Annotated in this window: 21 protein-coding genes; 16 read left to right on the top strand and 5 right to left on the bottom strand. The window is 58.5% G+C overall.

Going from position 1 to position 24,406, the window contains the following annotated elements:
• Positions 1-103: 103 nt before the first annotated feature.
• Positions 104-742 carry a DUF1007 family protein gene (locus AC0TNG_RS10770; RefSeq protein WP_024908637.1) on the top strand — a complete coding sequence of 213 codons (639 nt, stop codon included), beginning with the start codon at positions 104-106 and terminating at the stop codon, positions 740-742.
• Entirely contained in the window at positions 733-1,713 is a 981-nt protein-coding gene (locus AC0TNG_RS10765; RefSeq protein WP_032648684.1) for a nickel/cobalt transporter, read from the top strand. The genes AC0TNG_RS10770 and AC0TNG_RS10765 overlap by 10 nt, the downstream gene beginning before the upstream one ends.
• 40 nt (positions 1,714-1,753) lie before the next feature.
• Here AC0TNG_RS10765 and suhB read toward each other — a convergent pair whose 3' ends face one another.
• The gene (gene suhB, locus AC0TNG_RS10760) at positions 1,754-2,557 is read right to left on the bottom strand and encodes an inositol-1-monophosphatase (RefSeq protein ID WP_024908639.1); all 804 of its coding nucleotides are present in this window, start codon (positions 2,555-2,557) and stop codon (positions 1,754-1,756) included.
• 131 nt (positions 2,558-2,688) lie between these two features.
• Between suhB and trmJ the strand changes: the two genes are divergently transcribed.
• The 11 genes from trmJ to sseB all read left to right on the top strand — a co-directional run bounded on the left by trmJ (position 2,689) and on the right by sseB (position 11,470).
• Positions 2,689-3,414 (top strand): tRNA (cytosine(32)/uridine(32)-2'-O)-methyltransferase TrmJ, encoded by a 726-nt coding sequence (gene trmJ, locus AC0TNG_RS10755; RefSeq protein WP_024908640.1) that lies wholly within the window; start codon positions 2,689-2,691, stop codon positions 3,412-3,414.
• A 218-nt stretch (positions 3,415-3,632) separates the two neighbouring features.
• Entirely contained in the window at positions 3,633-4,124 is a 492-nt protein-coding gene (iscR, locus tag AC0TNG_RS10750) for a Fe-S cluster assembly transcriptional regulator IscR (RefSeq protein WP_024908641.1), read from the top strand.
• Between the two features lie 119 nt (positions 4,125-4,243).
• The gene (iscS, locus tag AC0TNG_RS10745; protein WP_008502157.1) at positions 4,244-5,458 is read left to right on the top strand and encodes a cysteine desulfurase; all 1,215 of its coding nucleotides are present in this window, start codon (positions 4,244-4,246) and stop codon (positions 5,456-5,458) included.
• A gap of 24 nt (positions 5,459-5,482) precedes the next feature.
• Complete coding sequence (gene iscU / locus AC0TNG_RS10740) at positions 5,483-5,869, top strand: Fe-S cluster assembly scaffold IscU (protein WP_003860661.1); 387 nt, start codon at positions 5,483-5,485, stop codon at positions 5,867-5,869.
• Between the two features lie 13 nt (positions 5,870-5,882).
• Complete coding sequence (iscA, locus tag AC0TNG_RS10735; protein WP_003860659.1) at positions 5,883-6,206, top strand: iron-sulfur cluster assembly protein IscA; 324 nt, start codon at positions 5,883-5,885, stop codon at positions 6,204-6,206.
• Between the two features lie 79 nt (positions 6,207-6,285).
• Positions 6,286-6,801, top strand: a complete 516-nt coding sequence (gene hscB, locus AC0TNG_RS10730) for a co-chaperone HscB (protein WP_473713473.1) — start codon at positions 6,286-6,288, stop codon at positions 6,799-6,801.
• Positions 6,802-6,815: 14 nt separating this feature from the next.
• Positions 6,816-8,666, top strand: a complete 1,851-nt coding sequence (gene hscA, locus AC0TNG_RS10725) for a Fe-S protein assembly chaperone HscA (protein WP_024908643.1) — start codon at positions 6,816-6,818, stop codon at positions 8,664-8,666.
• A 1-nt stretch (position 8,667) separates the two neighbouring features.
• Positions 8,668-9,003, top strand: coding sequence for an ISC system 2Fe-2S type ferredoxin (gene fdx / locus AC0TNG_RS10720; RefSeq protein WP_003860652.1), 336 nt, complete (start codon positions 8,668-8,670; stop codon positions 9,001-9,003).
• A 1-nt stretch (position 9,004) separates the two neighbouring features.
• On the top strand, positions 9,005-9,205 hold the full coding sequence (gene iscX / locus AC0TNG_RS10715) for a Fe-S cluster assembly protein IscX (RefSeq protein WP_003860650.1): 201 nt from the start codon (positions 9,005-9,007) through the stop codon (positions 9,203-9,205).
• A 60-nt stretch (positions 9,206-9,265) separates the two neighbouring features.
• Positions 9,266-10,552, top strand: a complete 1,287-nt coding sequence (gene pepB, locus AC0TNG_RS10710; RefSeq protein ID WP_248165389.1) for an aminopeptidase PepB — start codon at positions 9,266-9,268, stop codon at positions 10,550-10,552.
• Positions 10,553-10,693: 141 nt separating this feature from the next.
• Positions 10,694-11,470 carry an enhanced serine sensitivity protein SseB gene (sseB, locus tag AC0TNG_RS10705; protein ID WP_032648693.1) on the top strand — a complete coding sequence of 259 codons (777 nt, stop codon included), beginning with the start codon at positions 10,694-10,696 and terminating at the stop codon, positions 11,468-11,470.
• Between the two features lie 17 nt (positions 11,471-11,487).
• Here the strand turns inward: sseB and AC0TNG_RS10700 are convergent, their stop codons facing one another.
• The 4 genes from AC0TNG_RS10700 to AC0TNG_RS10685 form a co-directional block, all read right to left on the bottom strand.
• Positions 11,488-12,258 carry a MurR/RpiR family transcriptional regulator gene (locus AC0TNG_RS10700; RefSeq protein WP_024908646.1) on the bottom strand — a complete coding sequence of 257 codons (771 nt, stop codon included), beginning with the start codon at positions 12,256-12,258 and terminating at the stop codon, positions 11,488-11,490.
• Positions 12,258-13,106: a 3-mercaptopyruvate sulfurtransferase gene (sseA, locus tag AC0TNG_RS10695; RefSeq protein WP_024908647.1), complete on the bottom strand. Its 849-nt coding sequence runs from the start codon at positions 13,104-13,106 to the stop codon at positions 12,258-12,260. The genes AC0TNG_RS10700 and sseA overlap by 1 nt, the downstream gene beginning before the upstream one ends.
• A gap of 90 nt (positions 13,107-13,196) precedes the next feature.
• Entirely contained in the window at positions 13,197-14,564 is a 1,368-nt protein-coding gene (locus AC0TNG_RS10690) for a 6-phospho-alpha-glucosidase (protein ID WP_473713472.1), read from the bottom strand.
• Between the two features lie 12 nt (positions 14,565-14,576).
• Positions 14,577-16,121, bottom strand: a complete 1,545-nt coding sequence (locus AC0TNG_RS10685) for a PTS transporter subunit EIIC (RefSeq protein WP_267217601.1) — start codon at positions 16,119-16,121, stop codon at positions 14,577-14,579.
• Positions 16,122-16,407: 286 nt separating this feature from the next.
• Here AC0TNG_RS10685 and AC0TNG_RS10680 point away from each other — a divergent pair, with 286 nt between their 5' ends.
• From AC0TNG_RS10680 to ndk, 3 genes are all read left to right on the top strand, one after another.
• Positions 16,408-21,360, top strand: coding sequence for an alpha-2-macroglobulin family protein (locus AC0TNG_RS10680; RefSeq protein ID WP_267217602.1), 4,953 nt, complete (start codon positions 16,408-16,410; stop codon positions 21,358-21,360).
• Between the two features lies 1 nt (position 21,361).
• Positions 21,362-23,686 (top strand): peptidoglycan glycosyltransferase PbpC, encoded by a 2,325-nt coding sequence (pbpC, locus tag AC0TNG_RS10675; RefSeq protein WP_024908651.1) that lies wholly within the window; start codon positions 21,362-21,364, stop codon positions 23,684-23,686.
• 156 nt (positions 23,687-23,842) lie between these two features.
• Positions 23,843-24,274, top strand: a complete 432-nt coding sequence (ndk, locus tag AC0TNG_RS10670; protein WP_003860625.1) for a nucleoside-diphosphate kinase — start codon at positions 23,843-23,845, stop codon at positions 24,272-24,274.
• The last annotated feature ends 132 nt before the right edge of the window (positions 24,275-24,406 follow it).

Here is a 24,406-nt window from a genome sequence, read left to right as displayed (position 1 = left end):
GTTTGATAAGAATAGCTAAAGGATGAGCGCTGAAAAGCGCGCCGGCAGGCCTTTCACTCAGGATTGCTGGGGAACATCACAGAATTTTTGACGTGAGGAATTGATGCAAACAGTTAAACAATGTGCGATGGCGTTATTTTTGGCGGTTATCAGCTTAACCGCCAGCGCACACCCTCACAGCTTTATCGACCTCAAAACCGAGCTTGTCACCGACGGCACGCAATTGAGCGGCCTGAAAATGCGCTGGACGATGGATGAAATCACCTCGGCCGATCTGCTCTACGATGCGGGAAATGCGAAGCCCGGCGATGAAATCTGGAAAAAGCTGGCGGCGGAAGTAATGGCCAACGTGCTCGGCCAGCACTACTTCACTGAATTCTGGCACAACGGGCAAAAGGTCAAATTTCTGAACCGACCCACGGAATACGGGATGACGCGTGAAGGGCACCAGGCGGTGCTGACGTTCGTGCTTCCGCTGGCGCATCCGCAGCCGCTGGCGGGGCAAACGTACCGCTTTTCCACCTTTGACCCTACCTACTATGTTGACATGCGCTATGACAAAGACAGCGACGTACGGCTGCCGGACGCGCTGCAAAAAAGCTGCAAAATTGGCGTACACACCCCGAAACCGAGCGAAGAGACGCTGAACTTTGCGGTCTCGCTTGATAAAGAAGATGCCCCACCCGAGGATATGGAATTGGGTAAACAGTTTGCGCAGGAGGTGACGTTACAATGTCAGTGATCTCCTCTCCGGTTCGGAAACCGCGCCGCTGGCTGCACCTCTGGCCGCTGGCGCTCTTTTTACTGTTAGCAACTGGCGGTGCGCTGTGGCTGTGGCAGGCCTGGCCGCAGGTCATGATGAAAAGCATTATCTGGCAGCGTGAGGTTAACCAGCAGATGAGCGGTCTGCTGAAGGCGGTGGCGGAGAACCCGACCAAAGCGGGTGGTTCCCTGCTGGCGTTCAGTTTTGTCTATGGCGTTCTGCACGCCCTGGGGCCGGGGCACGGCAAAATCGTCATTACGACCTGGCTCGCCACCCATCCGTCAAAGCTGAAATCGAGCATCGGCCTGACGCTGGCCTCCTCGCTGCTGCAGGGCGGCGTGGCGATTGCGCTGGTCGTTGTTGTGCTTTCACTTTTGCAGCTTCCGGCGCGCCAGCTGCACATGAGCAGCTTCTGGCTTGAAAAAGGGAGCTATGCGCTGGTGGGCCTGCTGGGGCTGATCCTCTGCTGGCGGGCGCTGAAAAAGCTGCGCGTGCTGCTGCAAAAGCCGAAATTCAAAACCTTTACGCCGCACCACGTTCATGATGAAAACTGCGGCTGCGGACATCAGCATTTGCCCACGCAGGAACAATTACAGAACGGCGACGACTGGCGCGCGCGGCTGGTGATTGTTCTCTCTATGGGCATGCGCCCGTGTTCGGGTGCCATCATGGTGCTGCTGTTCAGTAAGGTGATAGGCGTGTTCGGCTGGGGCATGCTGTCCGCGCTGGCGATGGCGGCAGGAACCTCTCTCACCATTTCGTCTTTAGCGCTGCTGGTACACAGCTTCCGTCAGCTGGCGGTCAAACTCAGCGGCAATAAAACGCCGGTGCTGTGGCGGCAGGTTGGCTGGACAACGCTCGCGCTGGCGGGCGGGGTGATTCTGCTGGTAGCGGCGGTAACGATGTGGATGAGTGCGGTGCCGGTGGGAAGGGGATTGCGGCCTTTTTAGTTTCAATTCCCTCTCCCACAGGGAGAGGGAATTACCGGGATTAACGCTTCAGCGCATCGCTCAGTTCATCACGCATGTTTGCCAGCATGGCTTTAACAACGCGTGGGTTACCCGCAACGATGTTGCCGGTAGACAGATAGTTATGGCCGCCGGTGAAGTCGCAAACAATGGCGCCTGCTTCACGTGCGATCAGCTCGCCCGCTGCAAAATCCCATGGCTTCAGTGAGAGTTCGAAGTAACCGTCAACGCGGCCGGTGGCAACATAGGCCAGATCCAGCGCAGCAGAACCGGTGCGACGGAAGTCCGCGCATTCGGTGAACAGTTTGCCCAGGATATTCATATAGGTGGTCGCGTGCTGTTTTGCCTTGAACGGGAAACCGGTCGCCAGGATGGTGCCGTCCAGATCGCGTGCGTTGCTGCAGCGCAGACGGTAGCCGTTCAGCTGTGCGCCCTGACCGCGGGTCGCGGTGAACAGTTCGTTACGCATTGGATCGTACACAACGGCGACTTCAGTACGGCCTTTAATGCGTACTGCGATAGACACAGAGAAGTGTGGCAGGCGTTTGACGAAGTTGGTGGTGCCATCCAGTGGATCGATAACCCATTGAACATCCTGATCGGTACCTTCATGTTCACCGCTTTCTTCGGTGATGATGGTGTGCTGTGGGTAAGATTTGCGGATCGTTTCGATAATAATCGCTTCTGCGGCTTTATCGACGTTCGTCACGAAATCATTGCTGCCTTTCTGGCTGGTTTCTACGGAGTCTGGCGTTTCGTAGTGTTTGGCAATTACATTACCCGCCTTGCGCGCTGCGCGCACGGCGATGGTCAGCATCGGATGCATCGGTCTCTCTCACTGGATGTTAAAGAACAGGAAAATCGGCGCAGAGTATAGCAGTGGGATCGGATTATGTCTCCCGTTTATGATAATATGCCCGAATATTCTTCAGACGCTGAATTCAGACATTAAAAATTATGCTGCAAAACATTCGAATCGTGCTGGTCGAAACATCGCATACCGGCAACATGGGCTCCGTTGCCCGCGCTATGAAAACCATGGGCTTAACGAACCTGTGGCTGGTTAACCCGCTGGTGAAACCCGACTCGCAGGCTATCGCGCTGGCGGCCGGGGCCAGCGACGTGATCGGCAATGCCCAGATCGTCGACACCCTTGACGAAGCGCTGGCCGGCTGCAGCCTCGTTGTGGGTACCAGCGCACGTTCGCGCACGCTGCCGTGGCCAATGCTCGATCCGCGCGAATGCGGCCTGAAAAGTGTCTCGGAGGCAGAACAGGCGCCGGTTGCGCTGGTGTTTGGCCGCGAGCGCGTTGGCCTGACCAACGACGAGCTGCAGAAGTGTCATTATCACGTCGCGATTGCGGCAAACCCGGAGTACAGCTCGCTGAACCTGGCGATGGCGGTGCAGGTTATCGCTTACGAAGTCCGTATGGCGTGGCTGGCAACGCAGGAAAAAGAGGTCGAGCCGAAAGAAGAGACGGCTTACCCGCTGGTGGACGACCTTGAGCGTTTCTACGGTCACCTGGAGCAGACGCTGCTCTCAACCGGCTTTATCCGTGAAGGCCACCCGGGCCAGGTAATGAACAAGCTGCGCCGTATGTTTACCCGCGCGCGTCCGGAAAGCCAGGAGCTGAACATCCTGCGCGGGATTCTGGCGTCGATTGAGCAGAAGAATAAAGAGTAGTGCCGGTTTGTTTTCTCTCTCCCTGTGGGAGAGGGGCGGGGTGAGGGCATCAGGCCGCACCTGTATTATGAAGGCACAGAAGGTTAAATACCTGACTAAAACAGTCAAGTAAATAGTTGACCATTTTAGTCAGGAATGTCAGACTTGGCCCTGCTATGCAATACCCCATTTTACTATAAAAAACCCCGGGCAGGGGCGAGTTTGAGGTTAAGTAAGACATGAGACTGACATCTAAAGGGCGTTATGCCGTGACCGCGATGCTGGACGTTGCGCTCAACTCCGAAGCGGGCCCGGTTCCGTTGGCTGATATTTCTGAACGACAAGGGATCTCCCTCTCTTATCTGGAACAGCTGTTCTCCAGACTGCGTAAAAATGGACTGGTTTCCAGCGTTCGTGGCCCAGGCGGCGGTTATCTGCTGGGTAAAGACGCGGGCAGTATTGCAGTTGGTGAAGTGATTAGCGCAGTTGACGAATCCGTTGACGCGACCCGTTGCCAGGGTAAAGGCGGCTGCCAGGGCGGCGACAAATGCCTGACCCACGCGCTGTGGCGCGATCTGAGCGACCGTCTCACCGGCTTCCTGAACAACATCACCCTGGGTGAACTGGTCAATAACCAGGAAGTTCTGGATGTCTCTGGTCGTCAGCACAGTCAGGATTCCCAACGCAGCACCCGCGCGCAGGACGCTATCGACGTCAAACTGCGCGCGTAATAAAACGATAAGTATTTCAGAATCAGGCCGGGGCGAAGACTCGCCCCGTGTACTCGGTCGTACATCCAGCCGGTTGCCTGATTCCTTGCATTGAAGCGATGTACGGAGTTTAAAGAGCAATGAAATTACCGATTTATCTCGATTACTCCGCAACCACGCCGGTGGACCCGCGTGTTGCCGAGAAAATGATGCAGTGTCTGACCCTGGACGGAAACTTTGGTAACCCAGCTTCCCGTTCACACCGTTTTGGCTGGCATGCTGAAGAGGCGGTTGATATCGCCCGTAATCAGATTGCTGACCTGGTGGGTGCCGACCCGCGTGAGATTGTTTTCACCTCCGGTGCGACCGAATCCGACAACCTGGCGATCAAAGGTGCAGCTAACTTTTATCAGAAAAAAGGCAAGCACATCATCACCAGCAAAACCGAACACAAAGCCGTGCTGGACACCTGCCGTCAGCTGGAGCGTGAAGGGTATGAAGTCACCTACCTGGCGCCACAGAGCAACGGCATCATCGACCTGAAAGAGCTCGAAGCGGCTATGCGTGATGACACCATTCTGGTCTCCATCATGCACGTCAACAACGAAATCGGCGTGGTGCAGGACATCGCGACCATCGGCGAAATGTGCCGCGCGCGCGGTATCATCTACCACGTAGACGCGACCCAGAGCGTGGGCAAACTGCCTATCGACCTGAGCCAGCTGAAAGTAGACCTGATGTCCTTCTCCGGCCACAAAATCTATGGCCCGAAAGGGATTGGCGCGCTGTACGTTCGTCGTAAGCCACGTATCCGCATCGAAGCACAGATGCACGGCGGTGGTCACGAGCGCGGCATGCGTTCCGGTACGCTGCCTGTTCACCAGATCGTGGGCATGGGCGAAGCCTACCGCATTGCAAAAGAAGAGATGGAAACCGAGATGGCGCGCCTGCGTACGCTGCGTAACCGTCTGTGGGACGGCGTGAAAGATATGGAAGAAGTGTATCTGAACGGCGATCTCGAGCAGGGCGCTCCGAACATCCTCAACGTCAGCTTCAACTATGTTGAAGGCGAATCGCTGATTATGGCGCTGAAAGACCTGGCCGTTTCTTCCGGTTCTGCCTGTACTTCTGCAAGCCTTGAGCCATCCTACGTGCTGCGCGCGCTGGGTATGACTGACGAGCTGGCACACAGCTCTATCCGTTTCTCTTTAGGTCGTTTCACTACCGAAGAAGAGATTGACTACACCATCAAGCTGGTTCGCAACTCCATTGGCCGTCTGCGCGACCTTTCTCCACTGTGGGAAATGTTCAAGCAGGGCGTGGATCTGAACAGCATTGAATGGTCACATCACTAATCGGTACATAAGGAGAATTCAATCATGGCATACAGCGAAAAAGTCATCGATCATTACGAAAACCCACGCAACGTTGGCTCTTTTGACAACAGCGACGAATCTGTTGGTAGCGGCATGGTCGGTGCGCCGGCGTGTGGCGACGTGATGAAGTTGCAGATTAAAGTCAACAATGAAGGTATCATTGAAGACGCGCGTTTCAAGACCTACGGCTGCGGTTCTGCTATCGCGTCCAGCTCCCTGGTCACCGAATGGGTGAAGGGCAAGTCTCTGGACGAAGCACAGGCAATCAAGAACACGGATATTGCTGAAGAACTCGAACTGCCACCGGTGAAAATTCACTGCTCAATTCTGGCAGAAGACGCGATCAAAGCCGCCATTGCGGATTACAAAAGCAAACGTGAAGCAAAATAATTGAGGTTTGAGTATGTCGATTACCCTTAGCGACAGCGCTGCCGCGCGAGTAAGCTCTTTTCTGGCGAACCGTGGTAAAGGCTTTGGCCTGCGACTGGGCGTACGTACCTCCGGCTGTTCTGGTATGGCTTACGTACTGGAGTTTGTTGATGAACCGGCGTCTGACGACACCGTGTTTGAAGACAAGGGCGTGAAGGTGGTGGTCGATGGCAAAAGCCTGCAATTCCTCAACGGCACTCAGCTGGACTTCGTTAAAGAAGGCCTGAACGAAGGGTTTAAATTCACGAACCCGAACGTCAAAGACGAGTGTGGTTGCGGCGAAAGCTTCCACGTTTAACCGCGCGTCATCCGAAACCCCACCGTGGCGTACCCGCTGCGCGTGGGGTTTGTTATAACAGGCTACCCCTGAGATTGTTATGGATTACTTCACTCTCTTCGGACTTCCCGCTCAATACCCGATTGATCTCCAGGCGCTGACGATCCGCTTTCAGGATCTTCAGCGTCAGTACCATCCGGACAAATTCGCGAGCGGTACTCAGGCAGAGCAGCTGGCTGCGGTTTCCCACTCTGCGACCATCAACCAGGCCTGGCAGACGCTGCGTCACCCGCTGGCGCGCGCTGAATATCTGCTCTCGCTCCACGGTTTTGATCTGGCGAGCGAACAGCACACCGTGCGCGACACGGCATTTCTGATGGAGCAGCTGGAGCTTCGCGAAGAGCTCGATGAGATTGAACAGGCCAAAGACGAAGCGCGTCTGGAAAGCTTTATTACGCGCGTGAAGGGCATGTTCGATATCCGCCATCAGCAGATGGTGGAGCAACTGAACAACGAGACCTGGGACGTGGCGGCAGATACTGTGCGCAAACTCCGTTTTCTCGATAAACTGCGAAGCAGTGCTGAACAACTCGAAGAAAAGCTGCTCGATTTTTAATTTCGGAAGCAATTATGGCCTTATTACAAATTAGTGAGCCTGGCTTAAGTGCCGCACCGCACCAGCGTCGTCTGGCGGTGGGTATCGATCTGGGCACCACCAATTCCCTCGTGGCGACCGTGCGCAGCGGCCAGGCGGAAACGCTGGCCGACGAGCAGGGCCGCCATCTGCTGCCTTCCGTGGTCCACTACCAGCAGCAGGGTCACGCGGTCGGCTATGACGCCCGCGCCAACGCCGCGCGCGATCCGGCCAACACCATCAGCTCCGTCAAGCGCATGATGGGCCGCTCGCTGGCCGATATTCAGACCCGCTACCCGCATCTGCCGTATCAGCTGCAGGCCAGTGAAAACGGCCTGCCGATGATCGCGACCGCGGCCGGTCTGCTGAACCCGATTCGTGTTTCTGCTGATATCCTCAAGGCACTGGCAGAGCGCGCCACGGCAACGCTCGGCGGCGACCTGGACGGCGTGGTGATCACCGTTCCTGCGTACTTTGACGATGCACAGCGTCAGGGCACCAAAGACGCCGCGCGTCTGGCGGGCCTGCACGTGCTGCGTCTGCTGAACGAACCGACGGCTGCGGCGATTGCCTACGGCCTCGACTCCGGTCAGGAAGGGGTCATTGCGGTTTACGATCTCGGCGGCGGTACCTTTGATATTTCAATCCTGCGCCTGAGCCGTGGGGTATTTGAAGTGCTGGCAACCGGCGGGGATTCCGCGCTGGGTGGCGATGACTTCGACCATCTGCTGGCGGACTACATTCGCGAGCAGGCGGGCATCAGCGATCGCAGCGATGCGCGCGTACAGCGCGAGCTGCTGGATGCGGCTATTGACGCCAAAATCGCCCTGAGCGATGCGCAGACGGTTACCGTGAACGTTGCGGGCTGGCAGGGTGACATCACCCGCGACCAGTTCAGCGATCTGATTGCCCCGCTGGTGAAACGCACCCTGCTGGCCTGCCGTCGCGCATTGAAAGATGCGGGCGTTGAGGCGAACGAGGTGCTGGAAGTGGTCATGGTAGGCGGTTCGACCCGCGTGCCGCTGGTGCGTGAGCGCGTGGGCGAATTCTTTGGCCGCACGCCGCTGACCTCCATCGACCCGGACAAAGTGGTTGCCGTGGGCGCCGCAATCCAGGCCGATATTCTGGTCGGCAACAAGCCGGACAGCGAAATGCTGCTGCTGGACGTCATCCCGCTGTCGCTGGGGTTAGAAACCATGGGCGGCCTGGTGGAGAAAGTGATCCCGCGTAACACCACCATTCCGGTGGCGCGCGCGCAGGAGTTCACCACCTTTAAAGACGGCCAGACCGCGATGTCCATCCACGTGATGCAGGGTGAGCGGGAGCTGGTGCAGGACTGCCGCTCTCTGGCGCGCTTTGCGCTGCGCGGAATTCCGGCGCTACCTGCGGGCGGGGCGCACATTCGCGTCACCTTCCAGGTGGATGCCGACGGTCTGCTGAGCGTCACGGCGATGGAAAAATCCACCGGCGTGGAATCGTCCATCCAGGTGAAGCCGTCCTACGGCCTGACCGATGGCGAAATCGCCTCTATGATTCAGGACTCAATGAGCTACGCCGAGCAGGATGTGAAGGCGCGTATGCTGGCGGAACAAAAAGTGGAAGCCGCACGCGTGCTGGAAAGCCTGACCGGCGCGCTCGCTGCCGACGCCGCGCTGCTCAGCGCCGCTGAGCGTCAGGTAATTGACGAAGCGGCCGCGCGCTTAAGCGTGGTCGCTGAAGGCAATGACGCTGACGCAATAGAAGAAGCCATTAAAAACGTTGATAAACAAACCCAGGACTTTGCTGCTCGCCGCATGGACAAATCTGTCCGCGTCGCGCTGAAAGGCCAGTCCGTGGACGAGGTTTAATATGCCAAAGATTGTAATTTTGCCTCATGCGGACCTCTGTCCGGATGGCGCTGTTCTGGAAGCGAAGACCGGCGAAACCATTCTCGATGTTGCCCTGCGTGCAGGTATCGAAGTGGAACACGCCTGTGAAAAATCCTGTGCCTGCACCACCTGCCACTGCATCGTGCGTGAAGGTTTTGACTCTCTCGCCGAGAGCACCGAAGACGAAGACGACATGCTGGATAAAGCATGGGGTCTGGAGCCAGACAGCCGCCTGAGCTGCCAGGCTGCGGTGACCGATGAAGATCTGGTCGTGGAATTCCCACGTTACACCATCAACCACGCACGCGAGCATTGATATGGGACTGAAGTGGACAGACAGCCGTGAAATCGGCGAAGCGCTCTACGACGCGAACCCGGATCTCGATCCGAAGACCGTACGATTCACCGACATGCATCAGTGGATCTGCGATCTGGAAGATTTCGACGACGATCCAAACGCATCCAATGAAAAAATTCTGGAGGCGATTCTGTTAGTCTGGTTAGATGAAGCAGAATAAATAACAAAACGGGCTGCCTTCAGGCGGCCCGTTTGCTAGTTGCTAATAAGGAAAAATAAAATGACCGAAGCGATGAAGATTACGCTCTCTACGCAGCCCGCCGACGCGCGCTGGGGCGAGAAAGCCAGCTACAGCATCAACAACGACGGTATTACCCTGCACCTGACGGGCAACGATGATTTGGGCCTGATCCAGCGCGCCGCGCGTAAAATTGACGGTCTGGGCATTAAGCATGTCTCCCTGGAAGGCGAAGGCTGGGACACCGACCGCAGCTGGGCATTCTGGGCAGGCTACAAAGGCCCGAAAGGCACCCGCAAAATTGAGTGGGCAAACCTCGACGAAGCCGGTCAGAAAGAGCTGGAAAGCCGCCTGCAAATTATCGACTGGGTGCGCGACACCATCAACGCCCCGGCGGAAGAGTTAGGCCCTGAGCAGCTGGCGCAGCGCGCGGTTGACCTGCTGTGCGGCGTGGCGGGCGACAAGATGTCCTACCGCATCACCAAGGGTGAAGACCTGCGCGAGCAGAACTACATGGGTATTCATACCGTGGGCCGTGGTTCTGAGCGTCCACCGGTGCTGCTGGCGCTGGACTACAACCCAACCGGCAATAAAGACGCCCCTGTCTTTGCCTGCCTGGTAGGTAAAGGTATCACCTTCGACACCGGCGGCTACAGCCTGAAGCAGAGCGCGTTCATGGACTCCATGAAGTCCGACATGGGCGGCGCGGCCACCATCACCGGCGCGCTGGCGTTTGCGATTACCCGCGGTCTGAACAAGCGCGTGAAGCTGTACCTGTGCTGCGCGGACAACATGGTGAGCGGTAATGCCTTCAAGCTGGGCGACATCATTCGCTACCGTAACGGCAAAAACGTTGAGGTGATGAACACCGACGCCGAAGGCCGTCTGGTGCTGGCCGATGGCCTGATCGACGCGTCTGCCCAGAAGCCAGAGCTGATTATCGATATGGCGACCCTGACCGGCGCGGCGAAAACCGCGCTGGGTAACGACTACCATGCGCTGTTCAGCTTTGACGACAAGCTGGCCGCTCGCCTGCTGGCAAGCGCCGCTGCTGAAAATGAACCGTTCTGGCGTCTGCCGCTGGCCGAGTTCCACCGCAGCCAGCTGCCGTCCAACTTTGCCGAGCTGAACAATACCGCCAGCGCGGCGTACCCTGCGGGCGCAAGCACCGCGGCAGGCTTCCTGTCTCACTTCGTTGAGAATTATCATGAAGGCTGGCTGCACATCGACTGCTCCGCAACGTACCGTAAAGCCGCGGTTGAGCAGTGGTCTGCGGGCGCAACCGGTCTGGGTGTGCGTACCGTGGCGAACCTGCTGACGGCTGAGTAATCTTTTTAGCCGGGTGGCGCTACGCTTACGCGCGCCTTCGGAGTCATCATATTGCCCGGCGGCGCTGCGCTTGCACGGGCCTACGGTTTTGTAGGCCGGGTAAGCGAAGCGCCACCCGGCGTTTTTTGAAGTAGCCAAACTATGTCAGACACCAAAAACGAATTAGAAACCCTGCTGGAGCAGGCGGCGACCGAGCCCGCCCACCGTCCGGCTTTTTTCCGCACGCTGCTGGAATCCACCGTCTGGGTGCCGGGCACCGCGGCGGAAGGTGAGCAGGTTGTCGAAGACAGCGCGCTGGATCTGCTGCATTGGGAGAAAGACGACGGCACGTCGGTGATCCCGTTCTTCACCTCGCTGGAAGCCCTGCAGGAAGCGGTAGAAGACGAACAGGCGTTCGTGGTAATGCCGGTGCGTACCCTGTTTGAAATGACGCTGGGCCAGACGCTGTTCCTCAACGCTAAATTGCCGACCGGGAAAGAGTTCACGCCGCGTGAAATCAGCCACCTGATAGGTGAAGAGGGCAACCCGCTCAGCACCCAGGAAGTGCTTGAAGGGGGTGAAACGCTGCTGCTGTCTGAGGTGGCCGAGCCGCCCGCGCAGATGATTGATTCCCTGACGACGCTGTTCAAAACGCTCAAGCCCGTCAGGCGCGCGTTTCTCTGCTCCATCAAAGAGCGCGCGGACGAAAAGCCGGTGCTGTTGATCGGTATTGAGGCCGATGGCGATTTCGACGAGATCGTTCAGGCTGCGGGCAGCGTGGCGACCGACACGCTACCGGGCGATGAGCCGATTGATATTTGTCAGGTGAAAAACGGTGAGAAGGGTATCAGCCACTTTATTACCGAGCACATCACCCCGTTCTACGAGCGTCGCTGGGGCGGCTTCCTGCGCGATCTCAAAACCAACCGCATCATCTGATTTCAGCGGGGTGAATGTCACCCCGTTGCTTCCAGCAGCAGTAAATCCATCAGCAGCACCAGATTCGACTCAAACGACGTCACCCCTGCGGCTTCGGCGGCGTAGTGTACCGCTTCGTCATAGAGCGCAAAGTGAACGTCGGCCATCTCTGCCAGCGTGTTGGCCGAGGCGCGGGTAAACGCGACGATGGTCATGCCGACGTTTTTGGCAATCCGCGCTTTATCCAGCACCTGCTCCGTTTCGCCGCTGCGCGAGACGGCAATAAACACCTGATAGCGCGCGGCGTTGCTGAGGAAAATATTCCTGCTGTCCCCCGGTCCGGAGATAAACGCCGTTTTGCCCAACACCTGCAGCTTCTTGGTCAGGTACTCCGCAAAGAGATAGGAAAACCCAGCCCCGTAGAGAAAGAAGCTCTCTTTCTGGCGCAGCAGGTCGGCAAACTGCTGTCGCTTCTCCTGCGTGACCCACTGAAAGGTGTGCTGATAGTTGGCGATAAACTGATTAAACAGCGCCGGAAGCTCGGGACGCGATTGCCCCTGAACGGCAATGTGCGGCGTGTCGGAGAGCAGCTGCTTGCAGTGCCAGATAAACTCGCTAAAGCCGCTGAACCCCAGCTTCTGACACAGCCGCATGATGGTGGCGGTAGAAACAAACGTCGCCTGAGCAAGCTCTCGCACCGTGATGTTGCCCACCAGCAGCGGATGCTCCGTGAGGTGGGCGAGGACGCGATACTCCGCGCGGGTCAATGACGCTCCGCGCGTCAACAGCGTGGCCAGGCGGTTATCCATTATTTCGCGGGTTCGACAGGCAGGTCGTCTCGCGCACCCCATTCGCTCCAGGCGCCGTCGTAGAGCGTGACGTCGTTCGCGCCGAGCGTGGCGAGCGCCAGGATCACCACGCAGGCCGTGACGCCGGAGCCGCAGCTGGCAATAATCGGACGATGTAAATCCACGCCAGCACGGTCAAAAATGGCGCGCAGCTCGTCGGTGGTTTTCAGCTCGCCCTCAAACACCAGGTCGCCCCACGGCACGTTCAGCGCGCCCGGAATATGTCCACGCTTCAGCCCCGGACGCGGTTCATCCGCTTGGGCATTGAAGCGCGGAGCAGGACGGGCATCGACGATTTGCGCCGTTTTTTCATGGCTCACGACCAGCACGTCGGTCAGGCGTTTTACCACGTGGGTGTCAAAGGTCGCGTCGAATTCACCTTCCGGCAGCGCCACATCGCCCTGCTGAAGCGGCAGCTCGTCGCGCTTCCAGCCCGCCAGCCCGCCCGCCAGAATCGACACTTTTTCCACGCCGAAGTTCTTCAGCATCCACCACGCGCGCGGTGCGGAGAAGAGGTTACCTTCATCATAGACAACGAGATGTTTGTCTTTGCTGATGCCCAGCTCGCGCATCGCCACGGAAAATGCTTCCGGGCGCGGCAGCATGTGCGGCAGGGGAGAGGTGTGATCGGAGAGGGCTTCGATATCAAAAAATACCGCGCCAGGCAGGTGCCCTGCACGGTATTCCGCGACCATATCGCGAAGGTGTTCCTGCCCGGCCGGGGCCATACGCGCGTCGATAATCTGAACTTCCGGATCGTCGCCGTGCTCAATCAGCCAGTCGGCGGCGACAAAATATGAGGTGGACATGGGTTGCCTCCATTCTTTTCCGTAAAAAAGGATTGTCGGTGTTTTTTCTGACACCGACAAGCAAACCACGTTCAACTCGCGAGCAAGCCCCTATTTTTTCACCGTTTCGCCGTCCTGCCAGGCTTTTTGCAGCGCAGGCCAGTAGTCGCGGTTGGCCTCGATCATCTCATCCAGAATTGCTTTCGCATGTTCCATGGTCGGCACGGTGCGGTTGAGGGTGAATGCCTGCAGGGCTTTCTCATAGCTGCCTTCGATAGTCGCCTCCACCAGCAGCTGTTCAGAGGCGAGCTGCTGTTGCAAAAGGGTCTGATGGAACAGCGGCACCTGACCGACGCGAATCGGTTCCGGGCCTTCGGAGGTGATATAAGCGGGTACTTCCACCACGGCATCGTAAGGCAGGTTGGTAATCGCGCCGCGGTTTTCCACCATCACCAGATGGCGGCTTCGCAGGTTAAAGGCCAGCGAGCGGGCGACATCGACGATAAACTCGCCGTGCACGCCCACGTGGAAGGCATCCGGCAGGATCCCGGTGCGCTTATACTCTTCGGCGGCGGCGAACAGCTTTTTCTCGCGCCCGTCCATCACTTCATTGGCGCGGGTATAGTCCGGGTTCTGGTGCGCCACAATCTGGTTCGGCATCAGGTAATACTGCAGATACGGGTTCGGCAGATACTCCGGGAAGTTGTCCATAATCGGCTTAATGTTGCGCCAGGTCTTCACCCAGGAGGGATCGGAATGCTGCGGGTCGGTTTTGGCCGCATCTTCCGTCAGCAGGCCAAACTTCGCGATATGCTTACGCAGCGCCGGGAGCTTGTCTTCGCCGTCCACCAGCACGCGGGTAAACCAGCCGAAGTGGTTCAGGCCGAAGTAGTCGACTTCGAGCTTGTGGCGATCGACGCCCAGAATCGCCCCCATATTGCGCATCGCGGCTACCGGCATATCGCAGATGTTCAGCACCCGCGCGTTCGGGCGCAGGCGGCGTACGCTCTCCGCGACGATCGCCGCCGGGTTGGAGTAGTTCACGATCCAGGCCTTCTCGTGCGCGTAGCGATCCACCAGATCGATAAGCTCCACCATCGGCAGGATCGTGCGCAGTCCGTACGCCAGACCCCCGGGTCCGCACGTTTCCTGGCCGACCACGCCGTGACGCAGCGGGATCTTCTCATCCTGCTCGCGCATTTTATACTGGCCGACGCGCATCTGGGCGAAGACGAAATGCGCGCCGCTGAAGGCCACTTCCGGGTCGCTGGTGACGGTAAATTTGATACTCTGGCTGTGGTCGCGAATGACCTTCTCGACGACGGGCGCAATGGTGTTCTGACGCGCCTCGTCGATATCGTAAAGGCGAATTTCGGCCAGCGGGAAATCCTGGAGGCGCACCATCAGGCTTTTCACAATACCCGGCGTGTAGGTGCTGCCGCCGCCGGCAATCGACAGGATAAATGGGGGTGTAAACATCTTTAGCTCCTTTCAGAGAAACGTCTCAACGGCTTCTCGCATTTTTTTGACGTGCAGCCCGTAGACCACCTGAACGTTGTTACCTTGTTTGATAATCCCTTTCGCGCCGGTCGCCTTCAGCCGCGGCTCGTCGATGATGGCGACGTCCTTCACCGTGACGCGTAAGCGGGTGTAGCAGTTATCCACCACTTCAATGTTTTCCCGACCGCCCAGACCCACCACGATGGACTCGCCCAGCCCGTCGTTATTGCCTTTAGCCTGGTACTCCTGCTTGCTGTAGAGGCGCGTCTCCTGGTCCTCATCTTCACGGCCCGGCGTTTTCATGTTGAAGCGCAGGATCAGGAAGCGGAACACCACGAAGTAGAGAGCAAACATGATCAGCCCGACCACGATGTACATCGGCCAGTTGGACTTCTCCGTGCCGAGCGGCAGGTTGTAGAGGATGAAGTCGATAATCCCGTTGGCACCGATGGCGTGAACGCCCAGCAGCGAGAACAACATCATGCCGATGCCGGTCAGCACCGCGTGCACCACGAACAGCAGCGGGGCGACGAACAGGAAGGAGAACTCAATCGGCTCGGTCACGCCGACCAGCAGCGAGGTCAGCGCCGCCGGGATCAGAATGGCTTTCGCAATGGCTTTACGCTCCGGCTTTGCGGTCATATACATCGCCAGCGCGGCGGCAGGCAGGCCGAACATCTTGCTGATGCCGCGCGCATCCCACACCACGGTGCTGCTGAGCTGCTTCACGTCCGGACAGGCCATCTCGGCGAAGTAGATATTGCGCGCGCCCTGATAGGTCGCGCCGCACACCTCCTGCGTGCCGCCCAGCTCGGTATAGAGGAACGGCGTATAAACCAGATGGTGTAGTCCGGTGGGGACCAGAATGCGTTCCAGGAAACCGTAGATTGCCACGCCAAACGGCCCGGAGCCTTTGATGGCCAGCGCCAGGGTGCTAATGCCGTGCTGGGCAAACGGCCACAGTTCGCTCATCACCACGCCGAGCAGCATGGAGACGGGGAGCATGACGATAGCGACAAAACAGTGGCCGGAGTAAATCGCCATCGCGCCGTTAAACTGTACGCCGGAGTATTTGTTGTACAGATACCCGGAGAGCGCACCAGTCAGGATCCCGGCAAAAACGCCCATCTCCAGCACCTGCACGCCCAGCACCATGGTTTGTCCGGCCGCTTTCATCTGAGCAGCTGGCGCCAGCGCGCCCTGCAGCTGCAGCGTGACGTTCATGGCGTTGATGAATACGACAAAGGTCACCAGACCAATCAGCGCGGCATAGCCTTTATCGCGCGTCGCCAGACCAATCGGAATACCAACGGCAAACACCAGCGCCAGGTTCACCAGCACCGACACGGCAGATTTCGCGATAAGCTGACCAATATGCTGAATCAGGGGATGGCCAAGAAACGGCAGATACTCCGCGAGATTACCGTTACCCAGCACGTTACCAAAGGCGATAAACAGACCGACGATCGGTAAGATAAGTACCGGTCCGTACAATGATTTTCCAAAATTTTGTAGGGCGTTCACGGCTCGTTTCATGGCTTTCTCTCTTATTGAACCGCGCACTCGGGGTGCGTCATGGTCATAAAACTAGCAGTCTTCAGGCGCGCTTATCCAGCTATCTTCTTGTTTTAAAAACAAATGACGTAAAAGGTTACATGTGACGTTATGTGCTGTGATCGCGGTTCCATCACGGCGTAGCGGCGTGTTGCCATTCTGCGAGGCGCTTTCCAGATTCTAAAATTGGACTTTTTGAATTAATGAAACTTGCGGATAATACTTATCCGGACGACGACCAACAGGCTCCATGGGCCAGGGACAAAGGATGAAACCGTTTCGCTTAGCCGCGCTCTCTCTCGCGCTGCTTACCACGTTTACGCTTGTCGGCTGTGATAACAGCGACGATAAATCTCAGGCTGCGGCTCCCGCGGCATCCACCGCATCCACACCGAAAGCCGCGGAAAAGCCAAATGCTGAAACGCTGGCTAAGCTCGCTGCCCAGAGCCAGGGAAAAGCGCTGACCCTGCTGGATACCTCTGAAGTTCAGCTCGACGGTGCCGCCACGCTGGTGCTGACATTCTCGGTTCCGCTGAATCCCGATCAGGATTTCGCGAAAACCGTGCACGTCGTGGATAAAAAAAGCGGCAAGGTTGACGGGGCGTGGGAACTTGCGCCTAACCTGAAAGAGCTTCGCCTGCGCCATCTTGAGCCCAACCGCAACCTGGTCGTCACCGTTGAACGGGGCCTGCAGGCGCTGAACAAGGCGACGTTCGGCATTGATTATGAGAAAGCCCTGACCACCCGGGACATTGAACCCACCGTTGGTTTTGCCAGCCGCGGCTCGCTGCTGCCGGGTAAGGTGGTGGAAGGTCTGCCGGTGATGGCGCTCAACGTCAACAATGTTGACGTCAACTTCTACCGCGTGAAGCCGGAATCGCTGGCCTCTCTTGTCAGCCAGTGGGAGTACCGCAACTCGCTGACCAACTGGGAGTCCGATAACCTGCTGAAGATGGCGGAGCTGGTTTACACCGGTCGATTCGATCTTAATCCGGCGCGCAATACGCGCGAAAAATTGCTGCTGCCTCTGAAGGATATTAAACCTCTCCAGCAGTCTGGCGTTTATATCGCGGTCATGAACCAGGCCGGGCACTACAACTACAGCAACGCCGCGACGCTCTTTACCCTGAGCGATATCGGCTTGTCCGCTCACCGTTATCATAATCGCCTGGACATCTTCACCCAGAGCCTGGAAAACGGTGCGGCGCAGTCCGGCGTCACCGTCACCCTGTTGAACGATAAAGGGCAGACGCTTGCCGAAGCGAAAAGCGACGGCGATGGCCACGCAAAGCTTGAGACCGACAAAGAGGCCGCGCTGATCCTGGCCAGTAAAGATGGCCAGACCACGCTGCTCGATCTCAAGCTGCCGGCTCTTGATCTGGCGGAGTTTGATATCGCAGGGAGCCCGGGCTACAGCAAGCAGTTCTTTATGTTTGGCCCACGCGATCTCTACCGCCCAGGTGAAACGGTGATCCTCAACGGTCTGCTGCGCGACAGTGACGGTAAGCCACTTCCGGATCAGCCTGTGAAGCTCGACGTGCTGCGTCCGGATGGACAGGTCGCTCGTACGATTGTCGTCAAGCCAGAGAACGGTCTCTATCGCTTCAACTATCCGCTGGACAGCGGGGCGCAGACCGGTATGTGGCATATCCGCGCCAACACCGGCGATAACCTGCAGCGCCTGTGGGACTTCCACGTCGAAGACTTCATGCCAGAGCGCATGGCGCTCAACCTGAGCGGACAAAAAACGCCGGTTTCACCACAGGATAACGTGGACTTTAACGTGGTGGGCTATTACCTGTATGGCGCTCCGGCCAACGGTAATTCTCTGCAGGGCCAGCTCTTCCTGCGTCCGCTGCGTGACGCGGTGGCAGCGCTGCCGGGCTTCCAGTTTGGCGATATCGCCGAGGAGAACCTGAGCCGCAGCCTGGATGAGGTGCAGCTTACGCTGGATGAGCAGGGGCGTGGACAGGTTTCTACCGAAAGCCAGTGGAAAGAAGTGCACTCTCCGCTGCAGCTGATTCTGCAGGCCAGCCTGCTGGAGTCCGGCGGCCGCCCGGTAACGCGTCGCGCTGAGCAGGCCATCTGGCCGGCGGCTGAGCTGCCGGGTATTCGCCCTCAGTTCGCCAGTAAAGCCGTTTACGACTACCGCACCGATACCACCGTCAACCAGCCGATTGTTGACGAGAACGGCAACGCCAGCTTCGATATCGTTTACGCCGATGCCAGCGGCGCGAAAAAAGCGGTGTCCGGTTTGCAGGTTCGCCTGATCCGCGAGCGCCGTGACTACTTCTGGAACTGGTCTGAGAGCGAAGGCTGGCAGTCTCAGTTCGATCAGAAAGACCTGGTCGAAGGCGAGCAGGAGTTGACGCTCAAGGCCGACGAAACGGGTAAAGTCACCTTCCCGGTGGAGTGGGGTTCATACCGTCTGGAGGTGAAAGCGCCTGATGAGATGGTCAGCAGCGTACGCTTCTGGGCAGGGTATAGCTGGCAGGATAACAGCGACGGCACCGGGGCTGCGCGCCCTGACCGCGTGACGCTGAAGCTGGATAAGCCAGCCTATCAGCCGGGCGACACCATCAACCTGCACATTGCCGCGCCAGCCGCAGGCAAGGGCTATGCGATGATCGAGTCCAGCGAAGGGCCGCTGTGGTGGAAGGAGATCGACGTACCGGCAAACGGGCTTGATCTTGCTATCCCGGTCGACAAGGCCTGGAAACGTCACGATCTCTACCTGAGTACGCTGGTGGTACGGCCTGGGGATAAATCCAAATCTGCCACGCCGAAACGCGCGGTTGGCCTGCTGCATCTGCCTATGGGCGACGAAAATCGCCGCCTGAATATTGCGCTTGATAACCCGCAGAAGATGCGTCCAAACCAGACGCTCTCGGTGAAGGTGAAAGCCAGCGTGAAAGAGGGGGCCGTCCCGCAGAAGGTGAACGTTCTGGTCTCGGCGGTGGACAGCGGCGTGCTGAACATTACCGATTACGTCACGCCGGATCCGTGGCAGGCTTTCTTTGGTCAGAAGCGCTACGGCGCGGATATTTACGATATCTACGGTCAGGTCATTGAAGGACAGGGCCGTCTGGCCGCGCTGCGCTTTGGTGGCGATGGGGATGAACTGAAGCGTGGCGGCAAACCGCCGGTGAACCACGTCACCATTATTGCCCAGCAGGCGCAGCCGGTCACGCTGGATGCCAACGGGGAAGGCACGATTACGCTACCGATTGGTGATTTCAACGGCGAGCTGCGTCTGATGGCGCAGGCCTGGACGGAAGACGATTTCGGCAGCAGTGAAAGCAAGGTTATTGTGGCCGCGCCGGTCATTACCGAGCTGAATACCCCGCGCTTCCTGGCAAGCGGAGATACCTCGCGGCTGACGCTGGATATCACCAACCTGACCGACAAGCCGCAAACGCTTAACGTCGCCCTGACCTCTACCGGCAAACTGGTGCTGGAAGGCGCGCAGCCGCAGCCGGTTCAGTTGCCGCCAGGGGCGCGCAGCACGCTGTTTATTCCCGTGCGCGCACTGGACGGTTATGGTGACGGTGAAGTGACCGCGCAGGTGACCGGTCTGCAGCTTCCGGGCGAGACTTTCGCACCGCAGCAAAAGAGCTGGAAAATCGGCGTGCGTCCGGCGTTCCCGGCGCAGACGGTGAATACCGGTGCCATGCTAAACCCCGGCGAATCCTGGACCGCACCGGCGCAGCACAGCAAAGGTTTCTCTCCTGCCACCCTGCAGGGGCAACTGTTGCTGAGCGGCAAACCACCGCTCAACCTGGCGCGCTATATTCGTGAACTGCAGGCCTACCCGTACGGATGCCTGGAGCAAACCACCAGCGGACTGTTCCCGTCGCTCTACACCAACGCGGCGCAGCTTACTGCACTTGGCATCAAGGGCGACACCGATGACAAGCGCCGTGCAGCGATTGATATTGGCATCTCCCGTCTGCTGCAGATGCAGCGTGAAGACGGTGGTTTCGCGCTGTGGGATAAAAACGGTCCGGAAGAGTACTGGCTGACGGCCTACGTGACCGACTTCCTGGTACGCGCGGGCGAGCAGGGTTACAGCGTGCCTGCCGATGCAGTGAATAACGCCAATAGCCGCCTGCTGCGCTATCTGCAGGATCCGGGCATGATGTCTATTCGCTACAGCGACGATACTCAGGCCAGCAAGTTCGCTGTGCAGGCCTATGCCGCACTGGTACTGGCACGTCAGCAAAAAGCGCCGCTGGGCGCGCTGCGTGAAATCTGGGATCGTCACGGTCAGGCGGCTTCCGGTCTGCCGCTGATGCAGCTGGGCATGGCGCTCAAACTGATGGGCGATGCGCCGCGCAGCCAGCAGGCGCTGGACCTGGCACTTAAAACGCCGCGTAACGACAGCAAAAACTGGATGGCCGATTATGGCAGCCAGCTTCGCGATAACGCGCTGATGCTCTCTCTTCTCGAGGAGTACAAGCTGCTGCCGGATGCGCAAAATACGCTGCTGAATGCCCTGTCTGAACAGGCCTTCAGCCAGCGCTGGCTGTCAACGCAGGAGAGCAACGCGCTGTTCCTGGCAGGACGTTCGCTGCAAACCTTGTCCGGTACGTGGCAGGCGAAAACCTCTCTGTCTGAGACAGCATCAGGCGGCGATAAGTCACTGGTGCAAAACGTGAACGGCGACGAGCTTGGCGCGCTGCAGGTCACCAATACCGGAACGACACCGCTGTGGGTGCGTCTGGACAGCACCGGTTACCCTGACTATGCCCCTCAGCCGAGCTCGAACGTGCTGCAGGTTGAACGTCATATCCTGGCAACCGATGGCAGCAGTAAATCGCTCTCTTCCCTGAAGAGCGGCGAACTGGTGCTGGTGTGGCTGGAAGTTAAAGCCAGCCAGAACGTGCCGGACGCGCTGGTGGTGGATCTCCTCCCTGCGGGTCTGGAGCTGGAAAACCAGAACCTGGCAAGCAGCAGCGCCAGCCTGCAGGACAGCGGTAGCGAAGTGCAGAACCTGCTCAGCCAGATGCAGCAGGCGGATATTCAGCATATGGAATTCCGCGATGACCGCTTTGTGGCTGCCGTGCCGGTAAACGAAGGTCAGCCGGTCACGCTGGTCTATCTGGCCCGTGCCGTGACGCCAGGAACCTACCAGGTGCCGGTTCCGATGGTCGAGTCTATGTATGTGCCGCAGTGGCGGGCAACGGGGGCGGCCAGTGGCCCGCTGATTGTTGTTCCGTAATATGCGAATGGCACGTTTGACACGCTCCCGCTGGCTGTGGCTGGCGGGAGCGCTTCTCGTTTTATGGGGGCTGATTGTCGCCGCCGACCGCCTGTGGCCGTTACCGCTGAAAGAGGTTAACCCCGCCCGGGTCGTGGTGGATGAGAAGGGCACGCCGCTGTGGCGCTTTGCGGACAGCGACGGGATCTGGCGCTATCCGGTGACGATCGAAGAGGTCTCTCCCCGTTATCTTGAGGCGCTGATCCAGTACGAAGATCGCTGGTTCTGGGATCACCCCGGCGTAAACCCGCTCTCTGTCCTGCGCGCCGCCTGGCAGGATCTCAGTTCTGGCAAAGTCGTTTCTGGCGGCAGTACGCTGACCATGCAGGTGGCACGCCTGCTGGACCCGCATCCGCGCACCTTTGGCGGCAAAATTCGTCAGCTCTGGCGGGCGATGCAGCTGGAGTGGCACCTCTCTAAACGCGACATCCTGACGCTCTATCTCAACCGCGCGCCGTTTGGCGGTACGCTGCAGGGCGTCGGGGCGGCAAGCTGGACGTATCTGGGCAAGCCGCCGTCGCAGCTCAGCTATTCCGACGCGGCGCTGCTGGCGGTGCTGCCGCAGGCACCGAGTCGTTTACGCCCGGATCGCTGGCCTGAACGGGCCGAAGCGGCGCGCAATAAAGTGCTCGACCGCATGGCGACGCAGGGCGTCTGGTCCGCGAAGCAGGTCAAAGAGTCCCGTGAAGAATCGGTATGGCTGGCGCCCCGGCAGATGCCGCAGCTGGCGCCGCTCTTTGCGCGCATGATGCTCGGCAAAAGCCGCGACACGAAAATTGTCACCACGCTGGATGCCGGGCTACAGCGGCAGCTGGAAGAGCTGGCGATGAACTGGAAATCCCGCCTGCCGGCACGCAGCTCGCTGGCGATGATCGTGGTCGATCATACCGATATGAAAGTGCGCGGCTGGGTCGGATCGGTGGATATTAACGATGACAGTCGTTTTAGCCACGTGGATATGGTCAATGCGATCCGATCCCCGGGATCGGTGTTGAAGCCCTTTATCTACGGTATGGCGCTGGACGATGGCCTGATCCATCCCGCCTCGCTGCTCCAGGACGTTCCCAGAAAAACCAGTGATTATCGCCCCGGGAATTTTGACAGCGGGTTCCACGGGCCGGTCAGCATGAGTGAAGCGCTGGTGCGCTCCCTCAACCTGCCCGCGGTACAGGTGCTGGAAGCCTACGGACCAAAACGATTTGCCGGTATGCTCAGTAACGCAGGTTTGCCGCTGATCCTGCCCGCGGGGGCACAGCCGAATCTCTCCCTGATCCTCGGTGGGGCAGGCGCGCGGCTGGCAGATATCGCCGCTGCCTACAGTGCCTTTGCCCGACACGGTAAGGCGGGACGGCTGCGCCTGCAGCCGGGCGATCCGCTGACTGAACGTCCGCTGTTATCATCAGGCTCGGCGTGGATTATTCGCCGTATTCTGGCCAATGAAGCGCAGCCGCTACCGGATAATGCGCTACCGCAGGTTGCGCCCCTGGCGTGGAAAACCGGCACCAGCTACGGCTACCGTGATGCCTGGGCCATCGGTCTGAATGCCCGCTACGTGATTGGCATCTGGACCGGACGACCGGACGGCACGCCGGTGGCGGGGCAGTTTGGTTTCGCCAGCGCGGTTCCGCTATTAAACCAGGTCAATAACCTGCTTCAGTCGCGCTCAACGGTAGACGAAGCCCGCCTGCCTCGCGACCCGCGTCCGGAGAGCGTCGGGCGGGGCGTGATCTGCTGGCCGGGTGGCCAGCCGCTGCCGGAAGGCAGTGAAAACTGTCGACGTCGCCTGTCGACCTGGCTTCTGGAAGGCGGTGAACCGCCCACGCTGCTGTTGCCGGAGCAGGAAGGCATACGCGGCATTCGTTTCCCGGTCTGGCTGGATAAAACGGGTAAACGTGTGGCGGCAGATTGCCCTGATGCAACTGAAAAAGTCCTGGATGTCTGGCCGCTGCCGCTGGAACCGTGGCTGCCCGCAACCGAGCGTCGCGCGGTACGGATCCCGCCTTCATCAACAACCTGTCCTCCGCTGTCGCAGGACTCACCTGCGCCACTCATCCTGACAGGCGTACGCGAAGGGGCCGTTATCAAACGTCTGCCGGGTGAATCCCGCGTTTCGCTACCGCTTCAGGCGACCGGCAACAGCGGTGAGCGCTGGTGGTTTTTGAACGGTGAACCGCTGAGTGTGAAGGGAAGGGTTTACACATTACAGCTTGATAAGTCGGGCGATTATCAGTTACTCGTTATGGATGAGACCGGGCAGGTCGCGACGGTGAATTTTACGCTGCAGTGATCTGAAAACAGCTTTCAGATGTGAGCTGTTGCTAAAACTCGTCTTATTTTAAAAAAATGTTACCTGAATCCATAGGCAATGGCGCTATTGCTCATTATAATCCGCGCCACACCATACTCAGGTATGCAAAACAACAGAACATTGACAGAGGTTATCATGGCTATTGAACGTACTTTTTCCATCATCAAACCAAACGCGGTGGCAAAAAACGTTATTGGCAGCATCTTCGCTCGCTTTGAATCTGCAGGGTTCAAAATTGTTGGCACCAAAATGCTGCACCTGACCGTTGAGCAGGCTCGCGGCTTCTATGCAGAGCACGAAGGTCGTCCATTCTTTGACGGCCTGGTGGAGTTCATGACCTCCGGTCCAATCGTGGTATCCGTGCTGGAAGGCGAAAACGCAGTACAGCGTCACCGCGACCTGCTGGGCGCAACCAACCCGGACAACGCGCTGGCAGGTACTCTGCGCGCTGACTACGCTGACAGCTTCACCGAGAACGGCACCCACGGTTCTGACTCTGTTGAATCTGCTGCACGCGAAATCGCTTTCTTCTTCGCAGAAGGCGAAGTGTGTCCACGTACCCGTTAATTTAACGGTTTCGTTTACACATTATTTTCGTAAATGCCGCGTCCAGACGTGGCATCCCTGCGCCAGACTTTGTACAATGCAACGCCCCGGACGAGCAGACCGCTTTCCGGGGCGTTTCTATTCAACCCTCCA

The sequence above is a fragment of the Enterobacter sp. PL_is514 genome, assembly GCF_055816715.1.
This window is presented reverse-complemented; position numbering and strand designations above follow the sequence as displayed.

What these genes read in the sequence shown, in the direction of transcription:
- AC0TNG_RS10770 (WP_024908637.1), top strand. Translation starts at nt 104, where the DNA reads ATGCAAACAGTTAAACAATGTGCGATGGCGTTATTTTTGGCGGTTATC.
- AC0TNG_RS10765 (WP_032648684.1), top strand. Translation starts at nt 733, where the DNA reads ATGTCAGTGATCTCCTCTCCGGTTCGGAAACCGCGCCGCTGGCTGCAC.
- suhB (WP_024908639.1), bottom strand. Translation starts at nt 2,557, where the DNA reads ATGCATCCGATGCTGACCATCGCCGTGCGCGCAGCGCGCAAGGCGGGT.
- trmJ (WP_024908640.1), top strand. Translation starts at nt 2,689, where the DNA reads ATGCTGCAAAACATTCGAATCGTGCTGGTCGAAACATCGCATACCGGC.
- iscR (WP_024908641.1), top strand. Translation starts at nt 3,633, where the DNA reads ATGAGACTGACATCTAAAGGGCGTTATGCCGTGACCGCGATGCTGGAC.
- iscS (WP_008502157.1), top strand. Translation starts at nt 4,244, where the DNA reads ATGAAATTACCGATTTATCTCGATTACTCCGCAACCACGCCGGTGGAC.
- iscU (WP_003860661.1), top strand. Translation starts at nt 5,483, where the DNA reads ATGGCATACAGCGAAAAAGTCATCGATCATTACGAAAACCCACGCAAC.
- iscA (WP_003860659.1), top strand. Translation starts at nt 5,883, where the DNA reads ATGTCGATTACCCTTAGCGACAGCGCTGCCGCGCGAGTAAGCTCTTTT.
- hscB (WP_473713473.1), top strand. Translation starts at nt 6,286, where the DNA reads ATGGATTACTTCACTCTCTTCGGACTTCCCGCTCAATACCCGATTGAT.
- hscA (WP_024908643.1), top strand. Translation starts at nt 6,816, where the DNA reads ATGGCCTTATTACAAATTAGTGAGCCTGGCTTAAGTGCCGCACCGCAC.
- fdx (WP_003860652.1), top strand. Translation starts at nt 8,668, where the DNA reads ATGCCAAAGATTGTAATTTTGCCTCATGCGGACCTCTGTCCGGATGGC.
- iscX (WP_003860650.1), top strand. Translation starts at nt 9,005, where the DNA reads ATGGGACTGAAGTGGACAGACAGCCGTGAAATCGGCGAAGCGCTCTAC.
- pepB (WP_248165389.1), top strand. Translation starts at nt 9,266, where the DNA reads ATGACCGAAGCGATGAAGATTACGCTCTCTACGCAGCCCGCCGACGCG.
- sseB (WP_032648693.1), top strand. Translation starts at nt 10,694, where the DNA reads ATGTCAGACACCAAAAACGAATTAGAAACCCTGCTGGAGCAGGCGGCG.
- AC0TNG_RS10700 (WP_024908646.1), bottom strand. Translation starts at nt 12,258, where the DNA reads ATGGATAACCGCCTGGCCACGCTGTTGACGCGCGGAGCGTCATTGACC.
- sseA (WP_024908647.1), bottom strand. Translation starts at nt 13,106, where the DNA reads ATGTCCACCTCATATTTTGTCGCCGCCGACTGGCTGATTGAGCACGGC.
- AC0TNG_RS10690 (WP_473713472.1), bottom strand. Translation starts at nt 14,564, where the DNA reads ATGTTTACACCCCCATTTATCCTGTCGATTGCCGGCGGCGGCAGCACC.
- AC0TNG_RS10685 (WP_267217601.1), bottom strand. Translation starts at nt 16,121, where the DNA reads ATGAAACGAGCCGTGAACGCCCTACAAAATTTTGGAAAATCATTGTAC.
- AC0TNG_RS10680 (WP_267217602.1), top strand. Translation starts at nt 16,408, where the DNA reads ATGAAACCGTTTCGCTTAGCCGCGCTCTCTCTCGCGCTGCTTACCACG.
- pbpC (WP_024908651.1), top strand. Translation starts at nt 21,362, where the DNA reads ATGCGAATGGCACGTTTGACACGCTCCCGCTGGCTGTGGCTGGCGGGA.
- ndk (WP_003860625.1), top strand. Translation starts at nt 23,843, where the DNA reads ATGGCTATTGAACGTACTTTTTCCATCATCAAACCAAACGCGGTGGCA.